The sequence below is a fragment of the Solwaraspora sp. WMMA2059 genome (assembly GCF_027497315.1).
Classification (GTDB): Bacteria; Actinomycetota; Actinomycetes; order Mycobacteriales; family Micromonosporaceae; genus Micromonospora_E.
In genome coordinates this window covers 3,360,809-3,381,482 of record NZ_CP114908.1, presented here as the reverse complement: position 1 = coordinate 3,381,482, position 20,674 = coordinate 3,360,809, and the positions used below count along the sequence as shown (strand labels likewise).

Sequence of the window (20,674 nt, the reverse complement as noted above, 5' to 3'; positions counted from 1 at the left end):
GCTAGACGATGCGCTCGCGGATCGTGTGCCTCGGCAGGGAGCAGGTCCGCGGTCGGCGGTTACATCCGATGATGGCAGCGGCGGTCGATGATCCCCTCGGTCACGGTCGGTGACGAAGACGTCATCGTCGCGGTGTGCCCGCCGGCGGATCCGTGAGCCACGCCAGGTCACCGCAACGACAAGCCAGCAGTGACACCCATCCGATCCGGAGCAACCGCCCACATGACGAGCAGCATCGAGGCCACCTCGAGCGCCCCCAAGGTCACCGTCGACGACCTCGGCACCGAGGAAGCCTTCCTCGCGGCGATCGACGAGACCATCAAGTACTTCAACGACGGCGACATCGTGGAAGGTACCGTCGTCAAGGTCGACCGGGACGAGGTCCTGCTCGACATCGGCTACAAGACCGAGGGCGTCATCCCCTCGCGCGAGTTGTCGATCAAGCACGACGTGGACCCAGCCGACGTTGTCTCGGTGGGCGACCACATCGAAGCCCTTGTCCTGCAGAAGGAGGACAAGGAAGGCCGGCTGATCCTGTCGAAGAAGCGCGCCCAGTACGAGCGCGCGTGGGGCACGATCGAGAAGATCAAGGACGAGGACGGGGTCGTCCGTGGCTCGGTCATCGAGGTGGTCAAGGGCGGTCTGATCCTGGACATCGGGCTGCGTGGCTTCCTGCCCGCGTCGCTGGTGGAGATGCGCCGGGTCCGTGACCTGCAGCCGTACGTCGGCCGGGAGCTCGAGGCCAAGATCATCGAGCTGGACAAGAACCGCAACAACGTGGTCCTGTCCCGCCGGGCCTGGCTGGAGCAGACGCAGTCCGAGGTGCGCACCGAGTTCCTCAACAAGCTGCAGAAGGGGCAGGTCCGCAAGGGCGTCGTCTCCTCGATCGTCAACTTCGGCGCCTTCGTCGACCTCGGCGGGGTGGACGGTCTGGTGCACGTCTCCGAGCTGTCCTGGAAGCACATCGACCACCCGTCCGAGGTGGTCGAGGTCGGCCAGGAGGTCGAGGTCGAGGTGCTCGACGTCGACCTGGACCGCGAGCGGGTCTCGCTGTCGCTGAAGGCCACCCAGGAAGACCCGTGGCGTCAGTTCGCCCGGACCCACGCGATCCAGCAGATCGTGCCCGGCAAGGTGACCAAGCTGGTGCCGTTCGGTGCGTTCGTCCGCGTCGACGACGGCATCGAGGGCCTGGTGCACATCTCCGAGCTCGCCGAGCGGCACGTCGAGATCCCCGAGCAGGTCGTCCAGGTCGGCTCCGACGTCATGGTCAAGGTCATCGATATCGACCTGGAGCGTCGCCGGATCTCGCTGTCGCTCAAGCAGGCCAACGAGGGCTTCGTCGAGGGCGAGGAGCACTTCGACCCGACGCTGTACGGCATGGCCGCCACGTACGACAACGAGGGCAACTACATCTACCCCGAAGGCTTCGACCCGGAGACCGGGGAGTGGCTGGAAGGCTTCGACAAGCAGCGGGAGACCTGGGAGCAGCAGTACGCCGAGGCCCGCAACCGCTGGGAAGCGCACACCCGGCAGGTGCAGACCGCCCGGGCCGCCGACGCGGACGCCGCCGCCAACCCGGCTCCGCCGGTCGCCGCCCCCGCGGGCGGTGGCGGTGGCGGCGGTGGTGGGGCCACCTCCAGCTCGACTCCGTCGCGGGCCAGCGAGGAGCCGGCCGGCACCCTCGCCACCGACGAGGCGCTCGCCGCGCTGCGGGAGAAGCTGGCCGGTGGCAAGAGCTGAGGCATAGCAACACCGGTTGACACAGACAGCGGTCCCGCCGGGCATTACGCCCGGCGGGACCGCTGTCTGTCGTGGCGCACCGCTGTCTGCCGCGCCCACTGTGCGGCCCCGCCCCTGTGGGACCACCCACTGACCCGATCCGGCGGACACGAGCCCCGGCGGACCGGCCGGGCAGCCGATCCGGTTCACTGGGCGACATGCTGAGGGTAGGTCTCACCGGCGGCATCGGCGCCGGCAAGAGCGCCGTCGCCAACCGGCTCGCCACACACGGCGCGGTGATCGTCGACGCCGACCGGCTGGCCCGGGAGGTGGTGGCGCCCGGCACCGACGGGCTGGCCCGGGTCGTCGCGGCCTTCGGGCCGGACGTCGTCGCCGACGACGGTGCCCTGGACCGGCCCGCCCTGGGCGCCCGGGTCTTCGCCGACCCGGCCGCGCGGCGCCGGCTGGAGGAGATCGTGCACCCGCTGGTCCGGGCCCGGACCGCCGAGCTGACCGCCGCCGCCCCGCCCGACGCGGTCGTGATCAACGACGTACCGCTGCTGGTGGAGACCGGGCTGGCCGCCACGTACCACCTGGTGGTCGTGGTGTCCGCGGCCGAGCAGCTGCGCGTCGAACGGCTGACCCGCGACCGGGGGATGGCACCCGACGACGCGCGGGCCCGGATCCGCGCCCAGGCCGACGACGCGCAACGCCGGGCCGCCGCTGACGTCCTGCTGGCCAACGACGGTAGTCGCGACGACCTCACCGTCACCGTCGACCGGCTCTGGCGGGACCGGCTGGTGCCCTACGAGGCGAACCTGCGGGCCGGCCGGACCGCGCCGCGCCCGCCGCGGGCGGTCCTCGCCGAACCCGACCCGACCTGGCCGGAGCAGTTCGACCGGCTGGCCGCCCGGATACGGCGGGCGGTCGGCGTCGGACAGCGGGTCGACCACATCGGCTCCACCTCGGTGCCCGGTCTGCCGGCCAAGGACGTCATCGACATTCAGCTCACCGTCGAGTCGCTGGACGACGCGGACCGGTGCGCCGCCGCCCTCGCCGCAGCCGGGTTCCCCCGGTTCCCCGGCGGACGGTGGGACAACCCGAAACCTGACCCGGCCACCGGCCGGCCGGGCGAACACTGGCCGAAGCGGCTGCACGGCAACGCCGACCCGGGCCGACCGGTCAACCTGCACGTGCGGGTCGGCGGCTCACCTGGCTGGCGCTACGCGCTGGCGTTCCGGGACCTGCTGCGCGCCGATGCGGGCGTGCGGGCCGACTACCTGGCCGTCAAGCGGCGGATCGCGGCGACCGCGCCGACCACCCGGGAGTACGCCGGAGCCAAGGAGCCGTGGTTCGACCAGGTCTGGCCACGCCTGCTGCGGTGGATCGAGGAGACCGGCTGGCAGCCGTGACGACGGACCAGCCAGCGCGGGATGAGTAGGTGGGGCGCTCGCGGCGGCCGGGTCACGCGGGGCGTGACAACTTCGGGTGCGCTCACCGGCTGGCGCCAGGGCAGCTACCCGAACACCCGGACCCGTGGCGCGCCGCGATGGGCGCTGCCGGTGGTCCGCGCGGCCGCCGCGAGCGGCCTACCCTGTCACGGTATCGCGGGTGAGGCAACCCACACAATGACAATATCGATGCCGATCCGCGACCGGCGGCACTCTGTCGGACCCACGGCGTAGGTTGGGGCCATGGCGCTCGACATCCCGCGACTGGACGGCCGCTTCCAGGTCGTCAGCGACTACTCGCCGGCCGGCGACCAGCCGGCAGCCATCGACGAGCTTGAGCGCCGGGTGCGTCGTGGCGACCGACATTCGGTGCTGCTCGGCGCGACCGGCACCGGCAAGAGCGCCACCACCGCCTGGCTGGTCGAGCGGCTGCAGCGGCCCACCCTGGTGATGGCCCCCAACAAGACGCTCTGCGCCCAGCTGGCCAAGGAGTTCCGCGAGCTGATGCCGCACAACGCGGTGGAGTACTTCGTCTCCTACTACGACTACTACCAGCCCGAGGCGTACATCCCACAGACCGACACCTACATCGAGAAGGACTCCTCGATCAACGAGGAGGTGGAGCGGCTGCGCCACTCGGCGACCATGTCGCTGCTGACCCGCCGCGACGTGATCGTGGTCGCCACCGTCTCGGCGATCTACGGCCTGGGCACCCCGCAGGAGTATCTCGAGCGCGCGGTCAAGGTGACCGCCGGCGCCGAGCAGGACCGCGACTCGCTGCTGCGCCGCCTGGTCGACATCCAGTACGCCCGCAACGACCTGTCGTTCAGCCGGGGCACCTTCCGGGTCCGCGGCGACACCCTGGAGATCATTCCGGCGTACGAGGAGCTGGCGGTCCGGATCGAGTTCTTCGGTGACGAGATCGAGCGGCTCTACTACCTGCACCCGTTGACCGGTGACGTGGTGCGCGAGGTCGACCAGCTGCTGATCTTCCCGGCCACGCACTACGCCGCCGGGCCGGCGCGGATGGAGCGGGCGATCCGCGACATCGAGGCCGAGCTGACCGACCGGCTCGCCGAGCTGGACCGGCAGGGCAAGCTCCTCGAGGCGCAGCGGCTGCGGATGCGCACCACGTACGACATCGAGATGATGCGTCAGGTCGGCTTCTGCTCCGGCATCGAGAACTACTCGATGCACATCGACGGCCGCGACTACGGCAGTCCGCCGCACACCCTGCTGGACTACTTCCCGGACGACTTCGTCACCGTCGTCGACGAGTCGCACGTGACGATCCCGCAGATCGGCGGCATGTTCGAGGGCGACGCCTCCCGCAAACGGATGCTGATCGACCACGGGTTCCGGCTGCCCAGCGCCGCCGACAACCGGCCGCTGCGCTTCGACGAGTTCCTGGAGCGGGTCGGCCAGATGGTGTTCCTGTCGGCCACCCCCGGGCCGTGGGAGCTGGAGCAGGCGGCCGGTGAGTTCGTCGAGCAGGTGATCCGCCCCACCGGCCTGGTCGACCCGCAGGTCAAGGTCAAGCCGACCAAGGGCCAGATCGACGACCTTATGCACGAGATCCGGCTGCGCACCGACCGCGACGAGCGGGTGCTGGTCACCACGCTGACCAAGAAGATGGCCGAGGACCTCACCGACTACCTGCTGGAGCACGGCATCCGGGTGCGCTACCTGCACTCCGAGGTCGACACGTTGCGCCGGGTCGAGCTGCTGCGCGAGCTGCGCAAGGGCGACTACGACGTACTGGTCGGCATCAACCTGCTCCGCGAAGGCCTGGACCTGCCCGAGGTGTCCCTGGTGGCGATCCTTGACGCCGACAAGGAGGGCTTCCTGCGCAGCGGCCGGTCGTTGATCCAGACCATCGGCCGGGCCGCCCGTAACGTCTCCGGCGAGGTCCACATGTACGCCGACAAGATGACCCCGTCGATGGCGGACGCGATCGACGAGACGAACCGGCGTCGGGCCAAGCAGGTGGCGTACAACGAGGCCAACGGCATCTCGCCGGAGCCGCTGCGCAAGAAGATCCACGACATCCTCGACGACATCTACCGGGAGGCCGACGACACCGACGGCGCGCTCGCCGGTCGGTCGGTCGGCGGCTCCGGACGGCAGATGTCGCGCGGCAAGGGCCCGGTGCCGGAGACCCGCAGCAAGGGCCGGGGCACCGCCACCCCGTCGAGTGCCGGGATGGCCCGCGCCGACCTGGCTCAGCTGATCCAGGAGCTCAACGACCAGATGCTGAACGCCGCCCGCGAGCTGCAGTTCGAGCTGGCCGCCCGGATCCGCGACGAGATCTCCGAGCTGAAGAAGGAGCTGCGGGCGATGGACGTCGCCGGCGTCAGCTGAGCCGTCCGGGGTAGAGCTGGGCCAGCTCGGCACCGGGGCGCTGGCTGGCCCGCCACAGTAGCCCCCACGTGTCGTCGAGTCCTGCCTCGTCGTCGCCTTGTCTGTCGGGCGCGGTCTGGCCGGGCTGTGGTGTCGGTTGGGCAGGCGTGGCAGGCCAGCCCGGCTCGCCGGGGCGGACCAGCTCCAGCTCACCCCATTGCAGGTAGAACGTCCAGGCGTCCTCGACGGTGCGGAAGATGCCGACTTCGCGGATCTCCCGCTGCGGGTGCCGGAAGTAGACCAGTGCCTCGTCGGCGTACTCCAGACCCCACCCGACGGCTGGAAACTCAGGCGCCCCGTCCACCGGGTCGACCGGCTCGATCAGCAGGAACTGCACCGGAACCGAAGCGTCGCTCACTGTTCCTCCAAGTTGTATCTCGTGGGAATCCCATGCTTCGCCGCAACTGGTGGATATTCAAGTCTTGAAATCTCGCTACGTTCTGCTTACCCTCGGTCGCGAACGGAGGGAGCCGAAAGTGGCGATGCCTGCAAGTCCCACGATCAGGCGGCAGCGGCTTGGCGGCGAGCTGCGTCGGCTCCGCCGCGCGGCCGCAATGACTTTGGAGCAGGTCTGCGACCAGCTCGGCTGGGCGTCGACATCGAAGCTGTCCCGGCTCGAACTGGGCCAGAGCAGACCAGACCTGGCCGACATTCTGGACCTGCTCGACGTCTACCACGTCGTGCCGGCCGAGCGGGAGAAGCTGGTCATCATCGCCCGCGACGCCGCCGCCACCCGTGGCTGGTGGAAGGCGCTCGGCTCGATGGGTCAGCGCCAGCGTGGCTACACCGAGCTCGAAGCCAGCGCTGCCACGATCTTCGAGTACCAGCAACTGCTGGTGCCTGGGCTGCTGCAGACCCCGGAGTACGCCCGGCTGAGGGTCCGCTCCGGTCGCGACGTCTACGGTGACCTCGACATCAACGCTGACACCTTGGCGCGTACCGCCCGACAGGAAGTGCTGCGTCGCGAACATCCGCCGCACTACGAGGCGGTCATCGACGAGAGTGCGCTGCTGCGGGCCAGCGTGCCACCCGAGACCCGGCGCGGCCAGCTGCGCCACCTGACCGCGCTCAGCGAGCTGGACAACGTCACCATCCAGGTGCTGCCGCTCGAAGCGGTCGTGCACGATTCGTTCATGCCGCACACCAGCTTCTCGCTCTACTCGTTCCCCGACCCGGCCGATCCCCGCACCGTGGTGCTGGAGACGTTGACCAGCGACATTCACCTCACCGACGACGAGGACGTGATGCTGTACGCCCGGATCGGTCGCTGGCTTCAGCAGGCGGCGCTGCCGGCCGATGAAAGCCGGGATCTGCTGGCTAAGCTGGTGGCAGAGAGTTGATTGAATCGCCTGCCGAAAGGGGGTGCGGCATGCAGTCGACCCCAACCGAGTCGCTGTGTTGGCGCAAGAGCAGCCGCAGCAACGCGAACGGGAACTGCGTCGAGGTCGCGCCGGCCGGCGGGGTGGTGGCGGTCCGCGACTCCACCGACCCGACCGGTCCACGGCTGGCCTTCCCCGCCACCGCGTGGCGTTCCTTCGTGGACGGCCTGCGCGCCTGACCGAACAGCTTCGGTGCCTTGCGATCGTCAGTGACGAAGTTTGGATCAGCATGTCTTGAGGTCTGCCCAACGGGCTGCGTGACGGTCCGTGAGCGCTGCTACGCGGAGGCTCTCAGCGGATCGAGGGCGGCTAGGACGAGGTCGAGGCCGAAGATGAACTCCTCGGCCGGGTCGTAGCCGGCCGCGACGAGCGCAGCGGCGGACTCGTTGAGGTAGGGGAACTCGTCGGCAGGAAGCTGGGGCAGGTAGACGTCCTCGGCCATGTCCGCGAACTTGTCGGCGGTGTCGAACGGCAGGCTGGCTTCCTGCAGGGCGAACCCGTAGACGTAGACGTCGAGCAACCAGTTGGCGTGCGTCGCCATCAGAACCGAGAAGCCGGCCCTGCGCAGGCAGGCGGTGACCGCCTCGCGGTGGCGCAGGTGCGCGGGCCCCGGCGACGTCCGTGACTCCATCAGGCCGATCGCCCACGGGTGGCGTGCGAGAACCTGGCGGGCGGACACCGACCGCCGTCGCATCGCAGACTGCCAGTCGGTCCCCTCGGGCGGGAGCTCGATCTCCTCGAACACGACATCAATCATGGCGTCCAGCAACTCGTCCTTGCTCGCCACGTAGTAGTAGAGCGACATCGCGCCCGCGTCGAGCGCGCTAGCCAGCCGGCGCATGCTCAGCCCGTTGACCCCCTCGCGGTCAGCGATCCGGATCGCCTCGGCCACCACCCGCTGCTTGCTCAGCCCCGCGTCTGACGCGACCTGGCGTTGCTTCCTCACAGACCCGGGCCTCCTCGCTCCCTCGAACGGCTTGACGATCGTACAGCGTACGGCGATAGTACAGTGTACGAATCCTGGTACGGTGTACGACGTACGGTGTACGAGCCGGCCGCACCTCGAACGCGCTCGACAATCCGCCGGCCATCCGACCGTGATGAAGGAGTAAGAGATGAGATCCCCGGAGGACACCGCCACCACGCCAGCCCGCAGTTTGTTCGTTCGAGGGGGCCGGCTCGTCGGTGCAGCGGCGATCGTGTTCGCGGTGTTGGTGGTGATCGAGAACGTGTTGTTTGGTGACGGGCGCGCTGCCCTACGGCGCTCCGATCGAGGACGTGCTGGCCTACTACGCGGCCAACCGTGACGCGGTCGCGATCGTGTCCGGTCTTGTAGCCGTGTACCTGCCGCTGCTGCTCGTGTTCGTGACGGGCCTGCGTGGCCTCGTGGAGCGGCGGGGCAGAGCAGGCACCGACTGGGCGCGCCTCGCCGTGGCCGCTGGCGCGACGCTGTCGGCAATCTTCGTGCTTGTCAACGTCCTGCAGATCGGGCTCGTGCTCTCCGCCAGCGGGCTCGCCGAGCCGACGCCCGCGTTCGGGCTCGTCTGGCAGATGCACGCGGCGGCGTTCGCGCTGGCGCTGCCGATGCTCGGCGCCACCTGCATCGGCTCGGCCCTCGCCGCGCACGCGAGCGGGCTGGCTCCGGCTTGGCAGCGCCTGCTGGGCATGGTGGGCGGGAGCCTGCTGCTTGCTGCGGGGCTGGGCAACCTCGCGATCGCCGACGGCTCGCCGCTGATCTTCGTCGGACTCCTAGGGTTCGTCGCCTGGCTCGTCTGGCTGCTCGCGACCGGCGTGCGCCTCGTCCGGTCGTGACCGAGATGAGGGCTGTGCCGAGGTCGCGCACGCGCACGAGGACCCCCGTGGAGGGCTGCCCGGGGACGGCAGCGACCGCCTCGATCTCGACCACCCGTGCGTATGCACGCCCAAACCTGCCACCACTGCGGCGGAGGGGCCGCTCCTCTCGAAGGAAGAACCGATGACCATCCGAACGAAAACCCCGAACCAGCTCGACAACCTACCGATCCCGGTGCAGGCCAAGCTCGCCGCCGCATGGACCAGCTGCATGTTCCTCTACATCTACGTCGACTACTTCCACCTCTACAAGCCCGGCGTCATCGACGGAATCCGGGGTGGCGTCATCTTCGAGTTCGAGATCAGTCCGACGTTGTTGACCATTTTCCTCGCGTCCGTGGCGATCCCGGCCCTGATGGTGATTCTCTCCATGACGCTGCCCGCCCGGGCGAACCGCGCCACGAACCTCGTCACCGCATCGCTCTACATCCCCCTCACGGTGTTCAACGCGGCAGGGGAGTCCTGGGACTGGGCCTTCTTCTACGGCCTCTCGATCGGACTCGAGGTGCTGCTTCTGGCCTTCATCCTGGGCTCCGCCTGGACATGGCCTCGAACCTCCGCCGTCCCAGCGGGTCCCGCGACGACCGACCTTCGGCAGTAGGTATCCGGGGAACCTCCGGCACGGCACCACCAACCTGTTCGCCGCGCTCAACCTCGCCACCGGCGAGGTCATCGCCGAGTGCCGGCCCTCGCGCGACGGCGGCCTTCCAGGGCCCGCGCGGCGGCGGCTTCCTGCCGCACGATCGCGAGCTCGGCCTCCATCGCCGAGATTCGCCGCTCCAGGTCCTCCAGGCTGATGACGTCGATTCTCCCAGAGCCAGCGAGCCTGCACACCCATCACTGCGGGCCAGGGCCCGCCCTACCCGGGCCTGGGGTGTCGACCGGGCAGTCGAACCGTATCCCTGGCACTGGACGGACTGTGCGCTGCACAGTACTGTGTGGCACATGGTTGGCGACAGGCTGGAGCTTGAGCTGCGCCGGGGCGTTGTCGTCCTGGCGGTGCTGTCACAGCTGGGCGAGTTCCGCTACGGCTACGAGCTGCGCCAGTCGCTGTCCGACAACGGCCTCCCGATCGAGGAGGGAACGCTCTACCCGCTGCTGCGGCGGCTGGAGAGCCAGGGCGTCCTGGTCAGCGAGTGGCGGACCGAAGGGCAGCCACGCCGCTACTACCGCCGCAGCCCCGCCGGCGAAGAGCTGTACGACCGGCTCAGGGACTCGTGGCATGGGATGAACGAGGCCATGGGCCAGCTGCTGAAAGGTGACAGGTAAGTGCTGACCACCGAGGAACTGATCGATGCGTACGTCGCCGACGTGGCGCGGTTGCTACCCCGCCGGCAGCGTAGGGACGTGGCTCTCGAACTGACGACGTTGTTGCGCGACGAACTGGCCGACAGCGACGATCCGGTGGCCCGGCTGCGGGCCTTCGGCCGCCCCGCCGAGGTGGCCGCCCGGTACGGGCAGCCGCCGATCGCCGTCGACCCGGCCGACACCCGCCGCTTCGTCCGGCTCAGCGTCGCCGGTGTGCTGGTGATCTGGCTGCTCGGCGTGGCCGCCGCGACCGACGCGGTCGACTGGTACTGGACGTACGGGCTACCGGCGTTCTGGTGGCCCGGGTTCCTCGTCGTGGGATTCGGCCTCGCCGGCTGGGCGCGACGTCGGTGGCCGGACCGCTTCGCCTGGCGGCCGCGCAGGTCGGCCGCCGGCTTCGTCAACCGGTCCGGCCGGATCGCCGCCTTCGCCTTCTACGTCGCCGGTACGGTCGTGCTGGTCAACGCGGCCTGGCTGCTGGATCAGCTCGGGGCCGCGCCGCAGGCCGTGCAGGCCCTCACCTTCGACCGTGAGTTCGCCCAGCTCCGTGGCCCACTCGTGCTCGCCCTGCTGATCGCCACACTGGTGCACCACCTCCTGGTCACCATCCACGGCCGGTGGCGGCCGGTGACCCGTACCGTCGGGATGCTCCTCGGACTGGCCATCTGCGCCGCGCTGACCTGGGTGCTGTTCGCCGGTCCGGTCTACCTGAGCCCCGAAGCCGACCGTACCGCCAAGTTCTGGGTCGCCGTCATCGTCGCGGTGAGCCTCGTCGACCTGCTGATCGAGGCCGGGCGTCTGCTCCAGCAGCGCGCCGCCGGCCCGCTGGCACCGCCGCTGGGCGCACTCTGACGAGCCGCCCCGCCTGGCGTCAGAAGAGTAGGAAACCAGGAGCCTTCAGCGTCCTCGGCGCGTGTAGGCGCGCAACGACAGCGGGACGAAGATCACCAACAGTACGGCCGACCAGAGCAGGACGGCGGTCACCGGATGCGCGAGTGGCCAGGCTACGTTTCCCGAGGGGGCGCCCGGATTGCCGAACAGCTCCCGGGAGGCGGCGGTGAGCGCGCTCACCGGGTTCCAGTCCGCCAGGAAGCGCAACCAGCCCGGCATGCCGTCGGTCGGGACGAACGCGTTGGACAGCATCGTGAACGGCAGGCCGAGCGGCACCATCGCGTCGGCGACCTGGTCGTTCTTGACCGCCAGGCCCACATAGACGCCCACCCAGCTCAGCGCGTACCGCAGCACGATCATCAACAGGAACGCCTGAATCGTGGGGATCAGGCCACGGTGGGGCTGCCAGCCCACCAGCAGTCCCGCACCCACCATGATGGTCAGCATCAACAGGCCGGTCAGCAGGTCGGTGCCGGTCTGCCCGAACGGCACCGCCAAGCGCGCCATCGGCATGGAGCGGAATCGGTCCATCACGCCGCGAGTGGCGTCGCTGGCCGTCCGCGTCATGACCCCCAACCATGCGGAGAAGGTCACCATCGCGAACAGGCCGGGCATGAGGTACTCGCGGTAGTCACCGCCACCCGGCACCTGGATCGCGCTGCCGAGGACGTAGCCGAACAGCACCACCATGACGGCGGGGAAGACCAGCGCGGCGATGATCTGCCCGGGCTCCTGCCGCAGCCGTGTGAACTCGCGGCCAATCAGGGTCAGCCCGTCGGTGAGCGTCCAGCCCAGGCGACCCATGCGACGGATCGCCGCTGAGATCGGCGCCGGTGCGATGTCCCTCTACCGGTACGTCCCGAGTCGCGACAACCTTGTCGATCTCATGGCCGACCAGGTGACAGGCGAGATCGACGTCGCGGGGATGCCCTCGGGCGACTGGCGCACGGACCTGGCGCGCTATGCCGACGGGCTTCGGGCCATGTGGCTGAGGCATCCCTGGATGGCCGCCGTGCAGCGGTCACTGCCCAGCTTCGGCCCTAACCAGCTGCTCCTGATCGAACGGTTGATGGGCGTGCTCGATGATCTCATCCCCATCGACGAGAACCTCGGCCTCATAGCCATGCTGAGCGGCTACATCGAGGGCACCGTCCGCGAGGAGATCGGCTCAACCAAGGAGCTGCGCCGCAGTGGGCTCAGCGAGTCGGAGTGGATGGCGCGGAGCCACCCGTACGTCGACCAGCTGGTGAGAAGCGGCGAGTACCCGATCTTCACCAAGATCGTAACGCAGGCGCGTCAGCCACACCTGAGCCGCGACGACCAGTTCCGAGACGGACTCCAGCGGGTTTTCGACTGCATCGCTGCGGCCCTTCCATCAGTGGCCGACTCCGGGCAACCAAGTGAACTGCAGTCGCCGCAGTAGGCCGCACGGGCAGCGCGGCGTCGCACCGGGTTGCTATCGTGCCGGGTCCGCAGCCCCACGCCCTCCCCCGGAGCACCGTCGATGACCATCAACGAGCACATCACCCACTTCGCCGGACTGCCGGTGGTCGACTTCGACCCGCAGACGGCGGCGCAGCACACCGGCTCCCCGGTCGCCTGGCGACTCAGCGCGTCGGAGGAGGACGAGGTCGAATTCGCCCAGCTCTTCGCCACCTGGCTGGACACCGTCGACCCGGCGAGCGTCGAGGCGCTGGTGACCGGCGACTGGGGAGAACCGTGGGACGTCACGTTCCCGCTGGAGCTGCTGGTCGACGCCGCGCCCCGGCTGACCAACCTGCGGGCCGTCTTCCTCGGCGAGATGACCTTCGACGAGTGCGAGATCTCCTGGATCCTGCAGCCCGACATCACCCCGCTGCTGGCCGCCTACCCGGCGCTGCAGGTGCTGCGGGTACGCGGTGCGATGTCGCTGCTGTTGCAGCCGGTGCGGCACACCGGGCTGCGGGAGTTCGCCATCGAGTCCGGCGGGCTGCCGGCCGCCCTCACCCGCGCCGTCGCCGCCAGCGACCTGCCGGCCTGCACCCATCTGGAACTGTGGCTGGGCACCCCCGACTACGAAGGTGACACCTCAGTGGACGACCTGGCGTCGATCCTCGATGGCACCCGGCTGCCCGCGCTGCGTACCCTCGGGTTGCGTAACGCCGAGATCGCCGACGCGGTCGCCGCCGCGCTGACCGCCGCGGCGGTGGTGCCCCGCCTGGAAACCATCGACCTGTCGTTGGGCACCCTCGGCGACGACGGGGCCACCGCCCTGCTCGCCGGGCAGCCGCTGACCCATCTGCGCCGTCTCGACCTGCACCGGCACTACCTGTCCGACGCGATGATGGTCCGGCTGCCGGCCGCACTGCCCGGCGTCGACGTCGACCTGAGCGATCAGCAGGAGGTCGACCCGCACCGGGGGCGGTACGTCTCGGTCGGCGAATGACCGGTTGTTAACCTCACCCGATGAGCCACACCACGCCGCTGGTCGTGGTCGGCAACCCGGGCAACCGGCGGGTCGGGGCGTTCCGCACCGCCGCGCACGCCGCTGGCCTGCGGGTTCGGGTGCTGCCCTGGCGGAAGCTCGCCGCCGGGGAGGATGTCGCCCTGCCCGGCGGGGCGACGGTACGGATCGACTCGCCCGGCGAGGACTCCGAGGTGGATCGGCTGCTGCGCGGCGCCGGCCGACCGCTCGACCACGGCGAGATCAGCGGCGGTGCCGCCTGGTACGCCGGGCTGCGCGCCGCCCTGGGCCGGCTCACCGACGCCGCCCGGCGGGCCGGCGCGACCCTGCTCAACGACCCGGCCGACATCGCCGTGCTGTTCGACAAACGCGCCGGGCACCGGCGGCTGGCCGCCGCCGGGGTGGCCCAGCCGGCCATCCTGGACACCGCACCCGGTGACTGGGCGCAGCTGCGTACCGCTCTGTCCGACGCCGGCTGGGCCCGGGTCTTCGTCAAACCGGTGCACGGGTCGTCGGCGTCCGGGGTGCTCGCCCTGCACGCGCACGGCCGGCGGACGCAGGCGGTCACCTCGGTTGAGCTGACCGACGACGGGCGGCTGTTCAACTCGCTGCGGGTGCGGACCTACCGTACCGAGCGGGAGGTCGCCTCTATCGTGGACCGGTTGGCCCCGGACGGGTTGCTGGTGCAGCGCTGGTTCCCGAAGGCCGGCCTGCACGGCCGGGTCGTCGACCTGCGGGTGCTGGTGATCGCCGGTGAGCCGGGCCACCTGGTGGTGCGCAGCAGCGACGGTCCGCTGACCAACCTGCACCTGGGCAACCGGCGCGGTGACCCGGCGGCGGTACGGGCGGCGTTCGGCCCCCGCCGGTGGGCGGCGGCGCTGGCCGACTGTGTACGCGCGGCGCGCTGCTTCACCGGCAGCCTGCACGTCGGAGTGGACCTGATGATCGGCAGTGACTGGCGGCGGCACGCCGTGGCGGAGGTGAACGCCTTCGGCGATCTGCTCCCCACGGTGTGCGACGCTGCCGGGCGGGACAGCTACGCTGCCCAGCTGCATGCCATACGTACCGGCCGGTTCGCCGCCTGGCGGACCACGGCCGCGATGGGGAGGTCGGCATGAAGGACCTGATCGGCAGCCACGACCTGCTGTTCGTCACGCTTGACACGTTGCGCTATGACGTGGCGGTCGAGCTGCTCGCCGCCGGCCGGACACCGCAGCTGGCCCGCGCGCTACCGGACGGGCAGTGGCAACGCCGGCACAGCCCGGCCAGCTTCACGTACGCCGCACATCAGGCGTTCTTCACCGGCTTCCTGCCCACCCCGGCCGAACCGGGCAGCCACCCCCGGATGTTCGCCGCGGCTTTCCCCGGCAGCGCCACCACCGACGAGCACACCTGGGTCTTCGACGCACCCGACCTGGTCACCGCGCTGCGCAAGGAGGGCTACCACACGGTGTGCGTCGGCGGGGTCGGGTTCTTCAACCGCTCCTCGCCGCTGGGCGCGACCCTGCCGGGCCTGTTCGCCGAGTCGCACTGGGAGTCGGCGTTCGGGGTGACCGCGCCCGGCTGCTTCGAGGCCCAGCTGGACCGGATCGCCGAGGTCGTCCCGGCCGTTCCCGCTGACCAGCCGCTGTTTCTGTTCGTCAACGTGGCCGCCATGCACCAGCCGAACCGGCACTACCTGCCGGGCACCGAACGCGACAACCGGGACAGCCACGCCGCCGCCCTGGAGTACGTCGACCGGCACATCGGCCGGTTGTTCGCCATGGCCAGCTCACGGGGCAGGCCCTGTCTGACGATCATCTGCGCCGACCACGGCACCGCGTACGGCGAGGACGGACACAGCGGACACCGGGTCGGCCACGAGGTGGTGTGGACGGTCCCGTACGCCGATTTCGTGATCGACCCCGGCGCCTGGTCCGACGCCGCGACACCGGACCCGGCGTGACCGTCGCCGCCCTGGACGCCTCGCCGTACCAGGGCTACCTGTACGGGTATCCGCACAAGACGGCGTACCGGCCGCTGCGGCCGCGTCCCGCGCTGGTCGACGTCTGGTCCGGGCAGCGCCGCACGGAGCTGTTCCTCTACCTGCACCTGCCGTTCTGCGAGATGCGCTGCGGCTTCTGCAACCTGTTCACCCGGGCCAACCCGCCGGCCGGGCAGGTGGCCGCCTACCTCGACCAGCTGCGCCGCCAGGCGGTACGGGTGGCCGCCGCGCTCGGCGACGACGCCCGGTTCGCCCGGGTCGCCGTCGGCGGCGGTACGCCGACCTACCTGGACGCGGACGAGCTGTCGACGATGTTCGACCTGGTCGACAGGTTCCGGCCGGCGGGCGTGCCGACGGCGGTGGAGACCTCACCGGCCACCGCCACCCCGGACCGGCTGGCGGTGCTCGCCGCCCGCGGCACCACCCGGATCAGCATCGGGGTGCAGAGTTTCCTCGACGCCGAGGCACGGGCCGCCGGCCGGCCGCAGCGTCGCGTCGAGGTCGAGCGCGCCCTGGCCGCTATCCGGGACCAGCCGATCCCGGAGCTGAACATCGACCTGATCTACGGCATCCCCGGCCAGACCGACACCACCTGGGCACAGTCGCTCGACGCGGCGCTGCGCTGGGAGCCGGAGGAGATCTACCTCTACCCGCTCTATGTCCGCCCACTGACCGGCCTGGCCCGCCGCGCCCCGGCCGACCTGCCTGATCCACAGTGGGACGCGCAACGGCAGACGCTGTACCGGCACGGCGTCGACCGGCTGCGCGCCGCCGGCTACCGGCAACTGTCGATGCGGCACTTCCGTCGCGCGGCGCTGCCGGTCGTCGACGCCCCGGCGTACTCCTGCCAGGAGGACGGGATGGTCGGACTCGGCTGCGGCGCCCGGTCCTACACCAGCGACCTGCACTACTCGTTCGACTACGCGGTCTCCGTCGGGCAGGTGCGGGCGATCATCGTCGACTACCTGCGCCGGCCGGAGCCCGACTTCGACGTCGCCGAGGTGGGTTTCCGGCTGGACCGCGACGAACAGCGTCGGCGCTGGCTGATCACCTCGCTGCTGCGCGCCGACGGATGCGACCAGGCGGCGTACGCGGCGCGGTTCGCCACCCGGGCCGTCGACGACTTCCCGCAGCTGGCGACGTTGGTCGACCGGGGCTGGTTGACGGTGACCCCGGACAGGCTGGCGCTGACCGCGGCGGGCCTGGCCCGCAGTGACGCGATCGGCCCGTGGCTGGTCTCGACCCCGGTGCGGGCGGCGATGGCCGGCCTGCCGGCCCGGTGAGCCGGATGGACCTGAGCATCCTCTACCGGGGTCCGCTGGCCAGCTGCAACTACGACTGCCCGTACTGTCCGTTCGCCAAGCGCCGCGACGACCCGGCAACGCTGCGCACCGACCGGGTGGCGCTCGACCGGTTCGTCGACTGGGCCGTGCGTAATCCGCACGACGATCGGATCTCGGTGCTGTTCACCCCGTGGGGCGAGGCGTTGACCCGATCCTGGTACCGGCGGGCGCTGCTGCGGCTGGCCGGGCTGCCGCAGGTGGGCCGGGTGGCGATCCAGACCAACCTGGCCGCCCGGCTGGATTTTCTGGCCGAGGCCGACACCGACCAGCGTCGCCGGCTGGCGTTCTGGGCCACGTACCACCCGGGCCAGGTCGACCGGGAGGTCTTCCTGCGCCGCTGCGGCACGCTGCGTACCGCCGGGGTGCGGTTCTCGGTAGGGGTCGTCGGCCTGCCCGAGCACCTGGCGGCCGCCCGGTCGCTGCGGGCCGCGCTGCCGGCCGAGGTCTACCTCTGGGTCAACGCCGCCGACGGGCACCGCTACGACTCCGCCCAGCAGCGGGCGTGGACCGAGCTCGACCCGCTGTTCGGCTACAGCGTGCACCCGCACCCGTCGGCCGGGCGGTCGTGCCGCACCGGGGAGTCGGTGGTCTCGGTCGACGGGTCCGGCACGGTACGCCGGTGCCACTTCGTCGCCGAACCGCTGGGCAACCTCTACGACGGCTCCTACCGGGCCGCACTGCGCCCGCGCCCCTGCCCACTGGTCTCGTGCGACTGTCACATCGGCTACGTGCATCTGCGGGAGCTGCCGCTGTACGACGTCTTCGCCGGCGGCGTCCTGGAACGCATCCCGCACGCCTCCCCGATACGGCGTCGGAGGTCGCAGGGGTGGCCGGGCCGGGCGCCGCTGCGGATCCGGTCAGCGGCGGGTGACCCGGTCGACGGCGTGCAGCACCGCGGCGTGCCCGTCCTCGGCGGCAATCCGGGCCGCGAGGTGCCGGGCCCGTTCGGCGTACGTGGGCCGGTCGAGCACCGTGCGGATGGCGTCGGCCAGCCGGTCGGCGGTGAGCCGTCGGGCCGGCAGCGGCTCGGCGGCGACTCCGAGACGCGTCAGCCGGGCGGCCCAGAACGGCTGGTCGGCGATGAGCGGCACGGTCACCGCCGGCACCCCGGCCCGTAGCCCTGCGGCGGTGGTGCCGGCTCCCGCGTGGTGGACCACCGCCGCCACCCGGGGCAGCAGCCAGTCGTGCGGTACGTCGCCGACCGCGAGGACGCCGTCGTCGCTGACTGGGCGGGCGCCGTCGTAGCCGACCCGCAGCCCGCCCCAACCGGCCTGCACGATCGCGCGTACGCCGGCCCGGCGCAGCGCCGTACCGATCAGTGTCGGAAGTGACGCGTCGAGCACCGCCATGCTGCCGAAGGTGATCAGCACCGGCGGCGGGCCGGCGTCCAGGAATCCGGTCAGCTCCGGCGGGGGAGTCCAGTGCGGATCGGTGGCCGGCCACCAGTAGCCGACGACCTCCAGCCCGGGGCGCCAGTCGGCTGGTCGGGGGAGCACGCTCGGACTGAACCCGTGCAGCACCGGCCAGCCTGAGCGCCTGGCCTGCCGCAGCAGAGCGGCCAGCGGGACCGGCGGCAGGCCGAGCCGGTGGCGCAGCCGCCGCGAGGAGTGGTCGTACGCCCGGGCACTGGCCGCCTCGGCGCCACGCCCCAGCGCCCGGTTGCCGACCGGCCCGAAGGACCGGTCGCCGAGCAGCACCGGCGGGAAGTCGCCGGTCGGTGCGACCGGTTGCAGGAAGACCCCGATGCTCGGGATCGCGTGTCGCTGTGCCACCGAGTAGCCCAGCGGCGCGGTCGTGGTGGCCAGCAGCAGCACATCGGCGTCGGTGCCGACGTCGGCCAGCCCGGTCGCGAGGTCGTCGAGGTAGCGCCGGCCCTGCCGGACGAACTCGGCGGTGCCGCGCAGCCCACCGCCGAGCCGGTGCAGCCGCCGCCCGCCGGGGGTGAGTTGGGCGGCGTACGGGTCACCCGGCAGCGGCCGGAAGTCGAGGCCGCTGCCGGTCACCAGCGCGTCGAAGGTGCCGTGGGTCGTCACGGTGACCCGGTGGCCGGCGGCGAGCAGTGCCTGCCCCAGCCCGGTGTACGGTGCGACGTCGCCCCGGCTACCAGCGGTCACGATCTCTATCCGCACCGCGGGCTCCGACGTGCTCCGGACCGGCCGGACACCGGCAGGGTCCGGGTCACGCCGGCAGGTCGACGAAGTGTTCGACCACCGGCGGCGCGGCGAAGTACGGACCGATCAGTTCCCGCCACCGCAGGTACCGGTCGGTGGCGCGGAAGTTCTGCTCGTGCGCGTCGACAGAGTCCCATTCGACCAGCAGTACGAACCGGCTGGGACTCTCCACCCCCCGGGTCATCCGCACCGACCGGCAGCCGTCAGTGGTGGCCAGCAGGTGGCGGCCGGCAGCGTACGCTGCGGCGAAGTCGGCTTCCCGGCCGGGCTGGACATCGACCAGCGCGATCTCAAGCACCATGGCGGCAGCCTGCCACACGGCTGCGCCCGGACCGGCCCGAGGGGCCGGCTGAGGCCGGCGTGCCACCGCTTCGAGAACCATCTAGCCTCCTAGGACGCCTTCAGAAGTTGTGCTTGTCGTCACCGGTGACCCGCCCGGTGTGTCGTTTGCCCGGTAGTTGCGCGACAATGACGCAGGAGGAGGGGAGTATTCCCTCGCGCTGGTGTCGTCAGCACGGTTGGACCGCATGGTGGACCGACCCGGCACCTGCGGTCGTCGTCCCCGAAGCAGACAGTTCGGTGGATGGTGGCGGAAGAGACCTCCGTCAGTCACTGCTGTGCGCATCTCCACGAAGACCGGGGCAGCCCGTCCCGGTTCCGGTCGGCGGTGCCCTGTGTCTGCCGGAGGTCCGAGTGAACATCCCAGCCTGGGTTTGGCTGGTCAGCCTGGTCGTACTGACCGCGGTGCTGATCGCCGACCTGTTGATCATCGTCCGGCGGCCGCATGAACCGAGCATGCGCGAGTCAGCCGGCTGGACCGTCTTCTACATCGTGCTCGCGGTGATCTTCGGCCTCGGGGTGTGGGCCACGTCCGGCGGGCGGTACGCCGGCGAGTTCTTCGCCGGCTACGTCACGGAGAAGAGCCTTTCCGTCGACAACCTCTTCGTCTTCGTGATCATCATGGGCCGGTTCGTGGTGCCCCGGAAGTACCAGCAGAAGGTGCTGCTGGTCGGCGTCGTGCTGGCGCTGGTGCTGCGAGGCGGGTTCATCGCGGCAGGCGCCGTGCTGATCTCCCAGTTCTCCTGGGTGTTCTACATCTTCGGCGCTTTCCTCATCTACACTGCGATCGGTCAGCTACGCCAGCCCGAGACGACCGACGAGTTCTCCGAGAACGCGGTGATCCGGTGGAGCCGGCGGGTGCTGCCGGTCTCCGGCTCGTACGACGGTGGGCGGCTGACCACGGAGACCGAGGCCGGCCGGCGGATGTTCACGCCGATGCTGATCGTCATGATCGCGATCGGCGTCACCGACCTGATCTTCGCGCTCGACTCGATCCCGGCGATCTTCGGCATCACCCAGGAGCCGTACCTGGTCTTCACCGCCAACGTCTTCGCGTTGATGGGGCTGCGGCAGCTCTACTTCCTGCTCGGCGGCCTGCTGGAACGGCTGGTCTACCTCAGCTACGGCCTGGCTGTGGTGCTGGGCTTCATCGGGGTGAAGCTGGTGCTGGAGGCGTTGGCCGACAACACCCTGTTCTTCGTCAACGGTGGCGATCCGGTCGGCTGGGCACCGCACATCCCGATCTGGCTGTCGCTGACCGTCATCTTCGTGACCCTGCTGGTCACCACGGTGGCCAGCCTGGTCAAGACGTCCCGGGACCGTAAGCGGGAGCTCGCCGACATCGTCAAGTGACCGACACCGCCGGTGGAACCCCCGTGCCGAGGGCTCCCACCG

At 70.6% G+C, this 20,674-nt stretch carries 20 protein-coding genes and 1 pseudogene; 16 read left to right on the top strand and 5 right to left on the bottom strand.

Going from position 1 to position 20,674, the window contains the following annotated elements:
• Positions 1-222 precede the first annotated feature (222 nt).
• From rpsA to uvrB, 3 genes are all read left to right on the top strand, one after another.
• Positions 223-1,740 (top strand): 30S ribosomal protein S1, encoded by a 1,518-nt coding sequence (gene rpsA / locus O7553_RS15410; protein WP_278170007.1) that lies wholly within the window; start codon positions 223-225, stop codon positions 1,738-1,740.
• A gap of 197 nt (positions 1,741-1,937) precedes the next feature.
• On the top strand, positions 1,938-3,131 hold the full coding sequence (coaE, locus tag O7553_RS15405) for a dephospho-CoA kinase (RefSeq protein WP_281550452.1): 1,194 nt from the start codon (positions 1,938-1,940) through the stop codon (positions 3,129-3,131).
• 282 nt (positions 3,132-3,413) lie between these two features.
• The gene (gene uvrB / locus O7553_RS15400) at positions 3,414-5,531 is read left to right on the top strand and encodes an excinuclease ABC subunit UvrB (protein WP_123602454.1); all 2,118 of its coding nucleotides are present in this window, start codon (positions 3,414-3,416) and stop codon (positions 5,529-5,531) included.
• Here the strand turns inward: uvrB and O7553_RS15395 are convergent.
• Complete coding sequence (locus tag O7553_RS15395) at positions 5,524-5,928, bottom strand: hypothetical protein (protein WP_281550451.1); 405 nt, start codon at positions 5,926-5,928, stop codon at positions 5,524-5,526. The genes uvrB and O7553_RS15395 overlap by 8 nt on opposite strands.
• A gap of 124 nt (positions 5,929-6,052) precedes the next feature.
• Between O7553_RS15395 and O7553_RS15390 the strand changes: the two genes are divergently transcribed.
• On the top strand, positions 6,053-6,910 hold the full coding sequence (locus tag O7553_RS15390) for a helix-turn-helix transcriptional regulator (protein WP_281550450.1): 858 nt from the start codon (positions 6,053-6,055) through the stop codon (positions 6,908-6,910).
• 29 nt (positions 6,911-6,939) lie between these two features.
• Positions 6,940-7,128 carry a DUF397 domain-containing protein gene (locus tag O7553_RS15385; protein ID WP_281550449.1) on the top strand — a complete coding sequence of 63 codons (189 nt, stop codon included), beginning with the start codon at positions 6,940-6,942 and terminating at the stop codon, positions 7,126-7,128.
• Positions 7,129-7,226: 98 nt separating this feature from the next.
• Here O7553_RS15385 and O7553_RS15380 read toward each other — a convergent pair whose 3' ends face one another.
• Positions 7,227-7,895, bottom strand: coding sequence for a TetR/AcrR family transcriptional regulator C-terminal domain-containing protein (locus O7553_RS15380; RefSeq protein WP_281550448.1), 669 nt, complete (start codon positions 7,893-7,895; stop codon positions 7,227-7,229).
• A 293-nt stretch (positions 7,896-8,188) separates the two neighbouring features.
• On the opposite strand from O7553_RS15380, the gene O7553_RS15375 reads away from it, so the two are divergent.
• The 4 genes from O7553_RS15375 (at position 8,189) to O7553_RS15360 (ending at position 10,960) form a co-directional block, all read left to right on the top strand.
• Positions 8,189-8,761: a DUF4386 family protein gene (locus tag O7553_RS15375; protein WP_281550447.1), complete on the top strand. Its 573-nt coding sequence runs from the start codon at positions 8,189-8,191 to the stop codon at positions 8,759-8,761.
• A 163-nt stretch (positions 8,762-8,924) separates the two neighbouring features.
• Entirely contained in the window at positions 8,925-9,401 is a 477-nt protein-coding gene (locus O7553_RS15370; RefSeq protein WP_281550446.1) for a DUF6326 family protein, read from the top strand.
• A 344-nt stretch (positions 9,402-9,745) separates the two neighbouring features.
• On the top strand, positions 9,746-10,069 hold the full coding sequence (locus O7553_RS15365) for a PadR family transcriptional regulator (RefSeq protein WP_281550445.1): 324 nt from the start codon (positions 9,746-9,748) through the stop codon (positions 10,067-10,069).
• Positions 10,070-10,960 (top strand): hypothetical protein, encoded by an 891-nt coding sequence (locus tag O7553_RS15360; RefSeq protein WP_281550444.1) that lies wholly within the window; start codon positions 10,070-10,072, stop codon positions 10,958-10,960. It begins immediately after the preceding gene.
• 45 nt (positions 10,961-11,005) lie between these two features.
• Here O7553_RS15360 and O7553_RS15355 read toward each other — a convergent pair whose 3' ends face one another.
• Positions 11,006-11,803: an ABC transporter permease gene (locus O7553_RS15355; protein ID WP_281550443.1), complete on the bottom strand. Its 798-nt coding sequence runs from the start codon at positions 11,801-11,803 to the stop codon at positions 11,006-11,008.
• Here O7553_RS15355 and O7553_RS15350 point away from each other — a divergent pair.
• From O7553_RS15350 to O7553_RS15325, 6 genes and pseudogenes are all read left to right on the top strand, one after another.
• Positions 11,802-12,422 (top strand): TetR/AcrR family transcriptional regulator C-terminal domain-containing protein, encoded by a 621-nt coding sequence (locus O7553_RS15350; protein WP_281550442.1) that lies wholly within the window; start codon positions 11,802-11,804, stop codon positions 12,420-12,422. The genes O7553_RS15355 and O7553_RS15350 overlap by 2 nt on opposite strands.
• 81 nt (positions 12,423-12,503) lie before the next feature.
• Positions 12,504-13,424, top strand: coding sequence for an STM4015 family protein (locus O7553_RS15345; RefSeq protein ID WP_281550441.1), 921 nt, complete (start codon positions 12,504-12,506; stop codon positions 13,422-13,424).
• A gap of 20 nt (positions 13,425-13,444) precedes the next feature.
• Positions 13,445-14,560 (top strand): STM4014 family protein, encoded by a 1,116-nt coding sequence (locus O7553_RS15340; RefSeq protein ID WP_281550440.1) that lies wholly within the window; start codon positions 13,445-13,447, stop codon positions 14,558-14,560.
• The gene (locus O7553_RS15335) at positions 14,557-15,387 is read left to right on the top strand and encodes an STM4013/SEN3800 family hydrolase (protein ID WP_281550439.1); all 831 of its coding nucleotides are present in this window, start codon (positions 14,557-14,559) and stop codon (positions 15,385-15,387) included. The genes O7553_RS15340 and O7553_RS15335 overlap by 4 nt, the downstream gene beginning before the upstream one ends.
• Positions 15,384-16,709 (top strand): STM4012 family radical SAM protein, encoded by a 1,326-nt coding sequence (locus O7553_RS15330; RefSeq protein ID WP_281550438.1) that lies wholly within the window; start codon positions 15,384-15,386, stop codon positions 16,707-16,709. Before O7553_RS15335 ends, O7553_RS15330 begins: the two co-directional genes overlap by 4 nt.
• Before the next feature lie 5 nt (positions 16,710-16,714).
• A pseudogene (locus O7553_RS15325) lies at positions 16,715-17,548 on the top strand (STM4011 family radical SAM protein); the annotation flags it as partial.
• Between the two features lie 78 nt (positions 17,549-17,626).
• Here O7553_RS15325 and O7553_RS15320 read toward each other — a convergent pair.
• Together O7553_RS15320 and O7553_RS15315 are read right to left on the bottom strand one after the other, a co-directional pair.
• Positions 17,627-18,898 carry a glycosyltransferase gene (locus O7553_RS15320; RefSeq protein WP_281550437.1) on the bottom strand — a complete coding sequence of 424 codons (1,272 nt, stop codon included), beginning with the start codon at positions 18,896-18,898 and terminating at the stop codon, positions 17,627-17,629.
• Positions 18,899-18,947: 49 nt separating this feature from the next.
• Entirely contained in the window at positions 18,948-19,241 is a 294-nt protein-coding gene (locus O7553_RS15315) for an antibiotic biosynthesis monooxygenase (protein ID WP_278169981.1), read from the bottom strand.
• Positions 19,242-19,633: 392 nt separating this feature from the next.
• Here O7553_RS15315 and O7553_RS15310 point away from each other — a divergent pair, with 392 nt between their 5' ends.
• On the top strand, positions 19,634-20,632 hold the full coding sequence (locus O7553_RS15310; protein ID WP_281550436.1) for a TerC family protein: 999 nt from the start codon (positions 19,634-19,636) through the stop codon (positions 20,630-20,632).
• Positions 20,633-20,674: the final 42 nt, after the last annotated feature.

What these genes read in the sequence shown, in the direction of transcription:
- O7553_RS15365 (WP_281550445.1), top strand. Translation starts at nt 9,746, where the DNA reads ATGGTTGGCGACAGGCTGGAGCTTGAGCTGCGCCGGGGCGTTGTCGTC.
- rpsA (WP_278170007.1), top strand. Translation starts at nt 223, where the DNA reads ATGACGAGCAGCATCGAGGCCACCTCGAGCGCCCCCAAGGTCACCGTC.
- O7553_RS15355 (WP_281550443.1), bottom strand. Translation starts at nt 11,803, where the DNA reads ATGGGTCGCCTGGGCTGGACGCTCACCGACGGGCTGACCCTGATTGGC.
- O7553_RS15345 (WP_281550441.1), top strand. Translation starts at nt 12,504, where the DNA reads ATGACCATCAACGAGCACATCACCCACTTCGCCGGACTGCCGGTGGTC.
- O7553_RS15315 (WP_278169981.1), bottom strand. Translation starts at nt 19,241, where the DNA reads ATGGTGCTTGAGATCGCGCTGGTCGATGTCCAGCCCGGCCGGGAAGCC.
- coaE (WP_281550452.1), top strand. Translation starts at nt 1,938, where the DNA reads ATGCTGAGGGTAGGTCTCACCGGCGGCATCGGCGCCGGCAAGAGCGCC.
- O7553_RS15370 (WP_281550446.1), top strand. Translation starts at nt 8,925, where the DNA reads ATGACCATCCGAACGAAAACCCCGAACCAGCTCGACAACCTACCGATC.
- uvrB (WP_123602454.1), top strand. Translation starts at nt 3,414, where the DNA reads ATGGCGCTCGACATCCCGCGACTGGACGGCCGCTTCCAGGTCGTCAGC.
- O7553_RS15340 (WP_281550440.1), top strand. Translation starts at nt 13,445, where the DNA reads ATGAGCCACACCACGCCGCTGGTCGTGGTCGGCAACCCGGGCAACCGG.
- O7553_RS15390 (WP_281550450.1), top strand. Translation starts at nt 6,053, where the DNA reads ATGCCTGCAAGTCCCACGATCAGGCGGCAGCGGCTTGGCGGCGAGCTG.
- O7553_RS15385 (WP_281550449.1), top strand. Translation starts at nt 6,940, where the DNA reads ATGCAGTCGACCCCAACCGAGTCGCTGTGTTGGCGCAAGAGCAGCCGC.
- O7553_RS15335 (WP_281550439.1), top strand. Translation starts at nt 14,557, where the DNA reads ATGAAGGACCTGATCGGCAGCCACGACCTGCTGTTCGTCACGCTTGAC.
- O7553_RS15350 (WP_281550442.1), top strand. Translation starts at nt 11,802, where the DNA reads ATGCGACGGATCGCCGCTGAGATCGGCGCCGGTGCGATGTCCCTCTAC.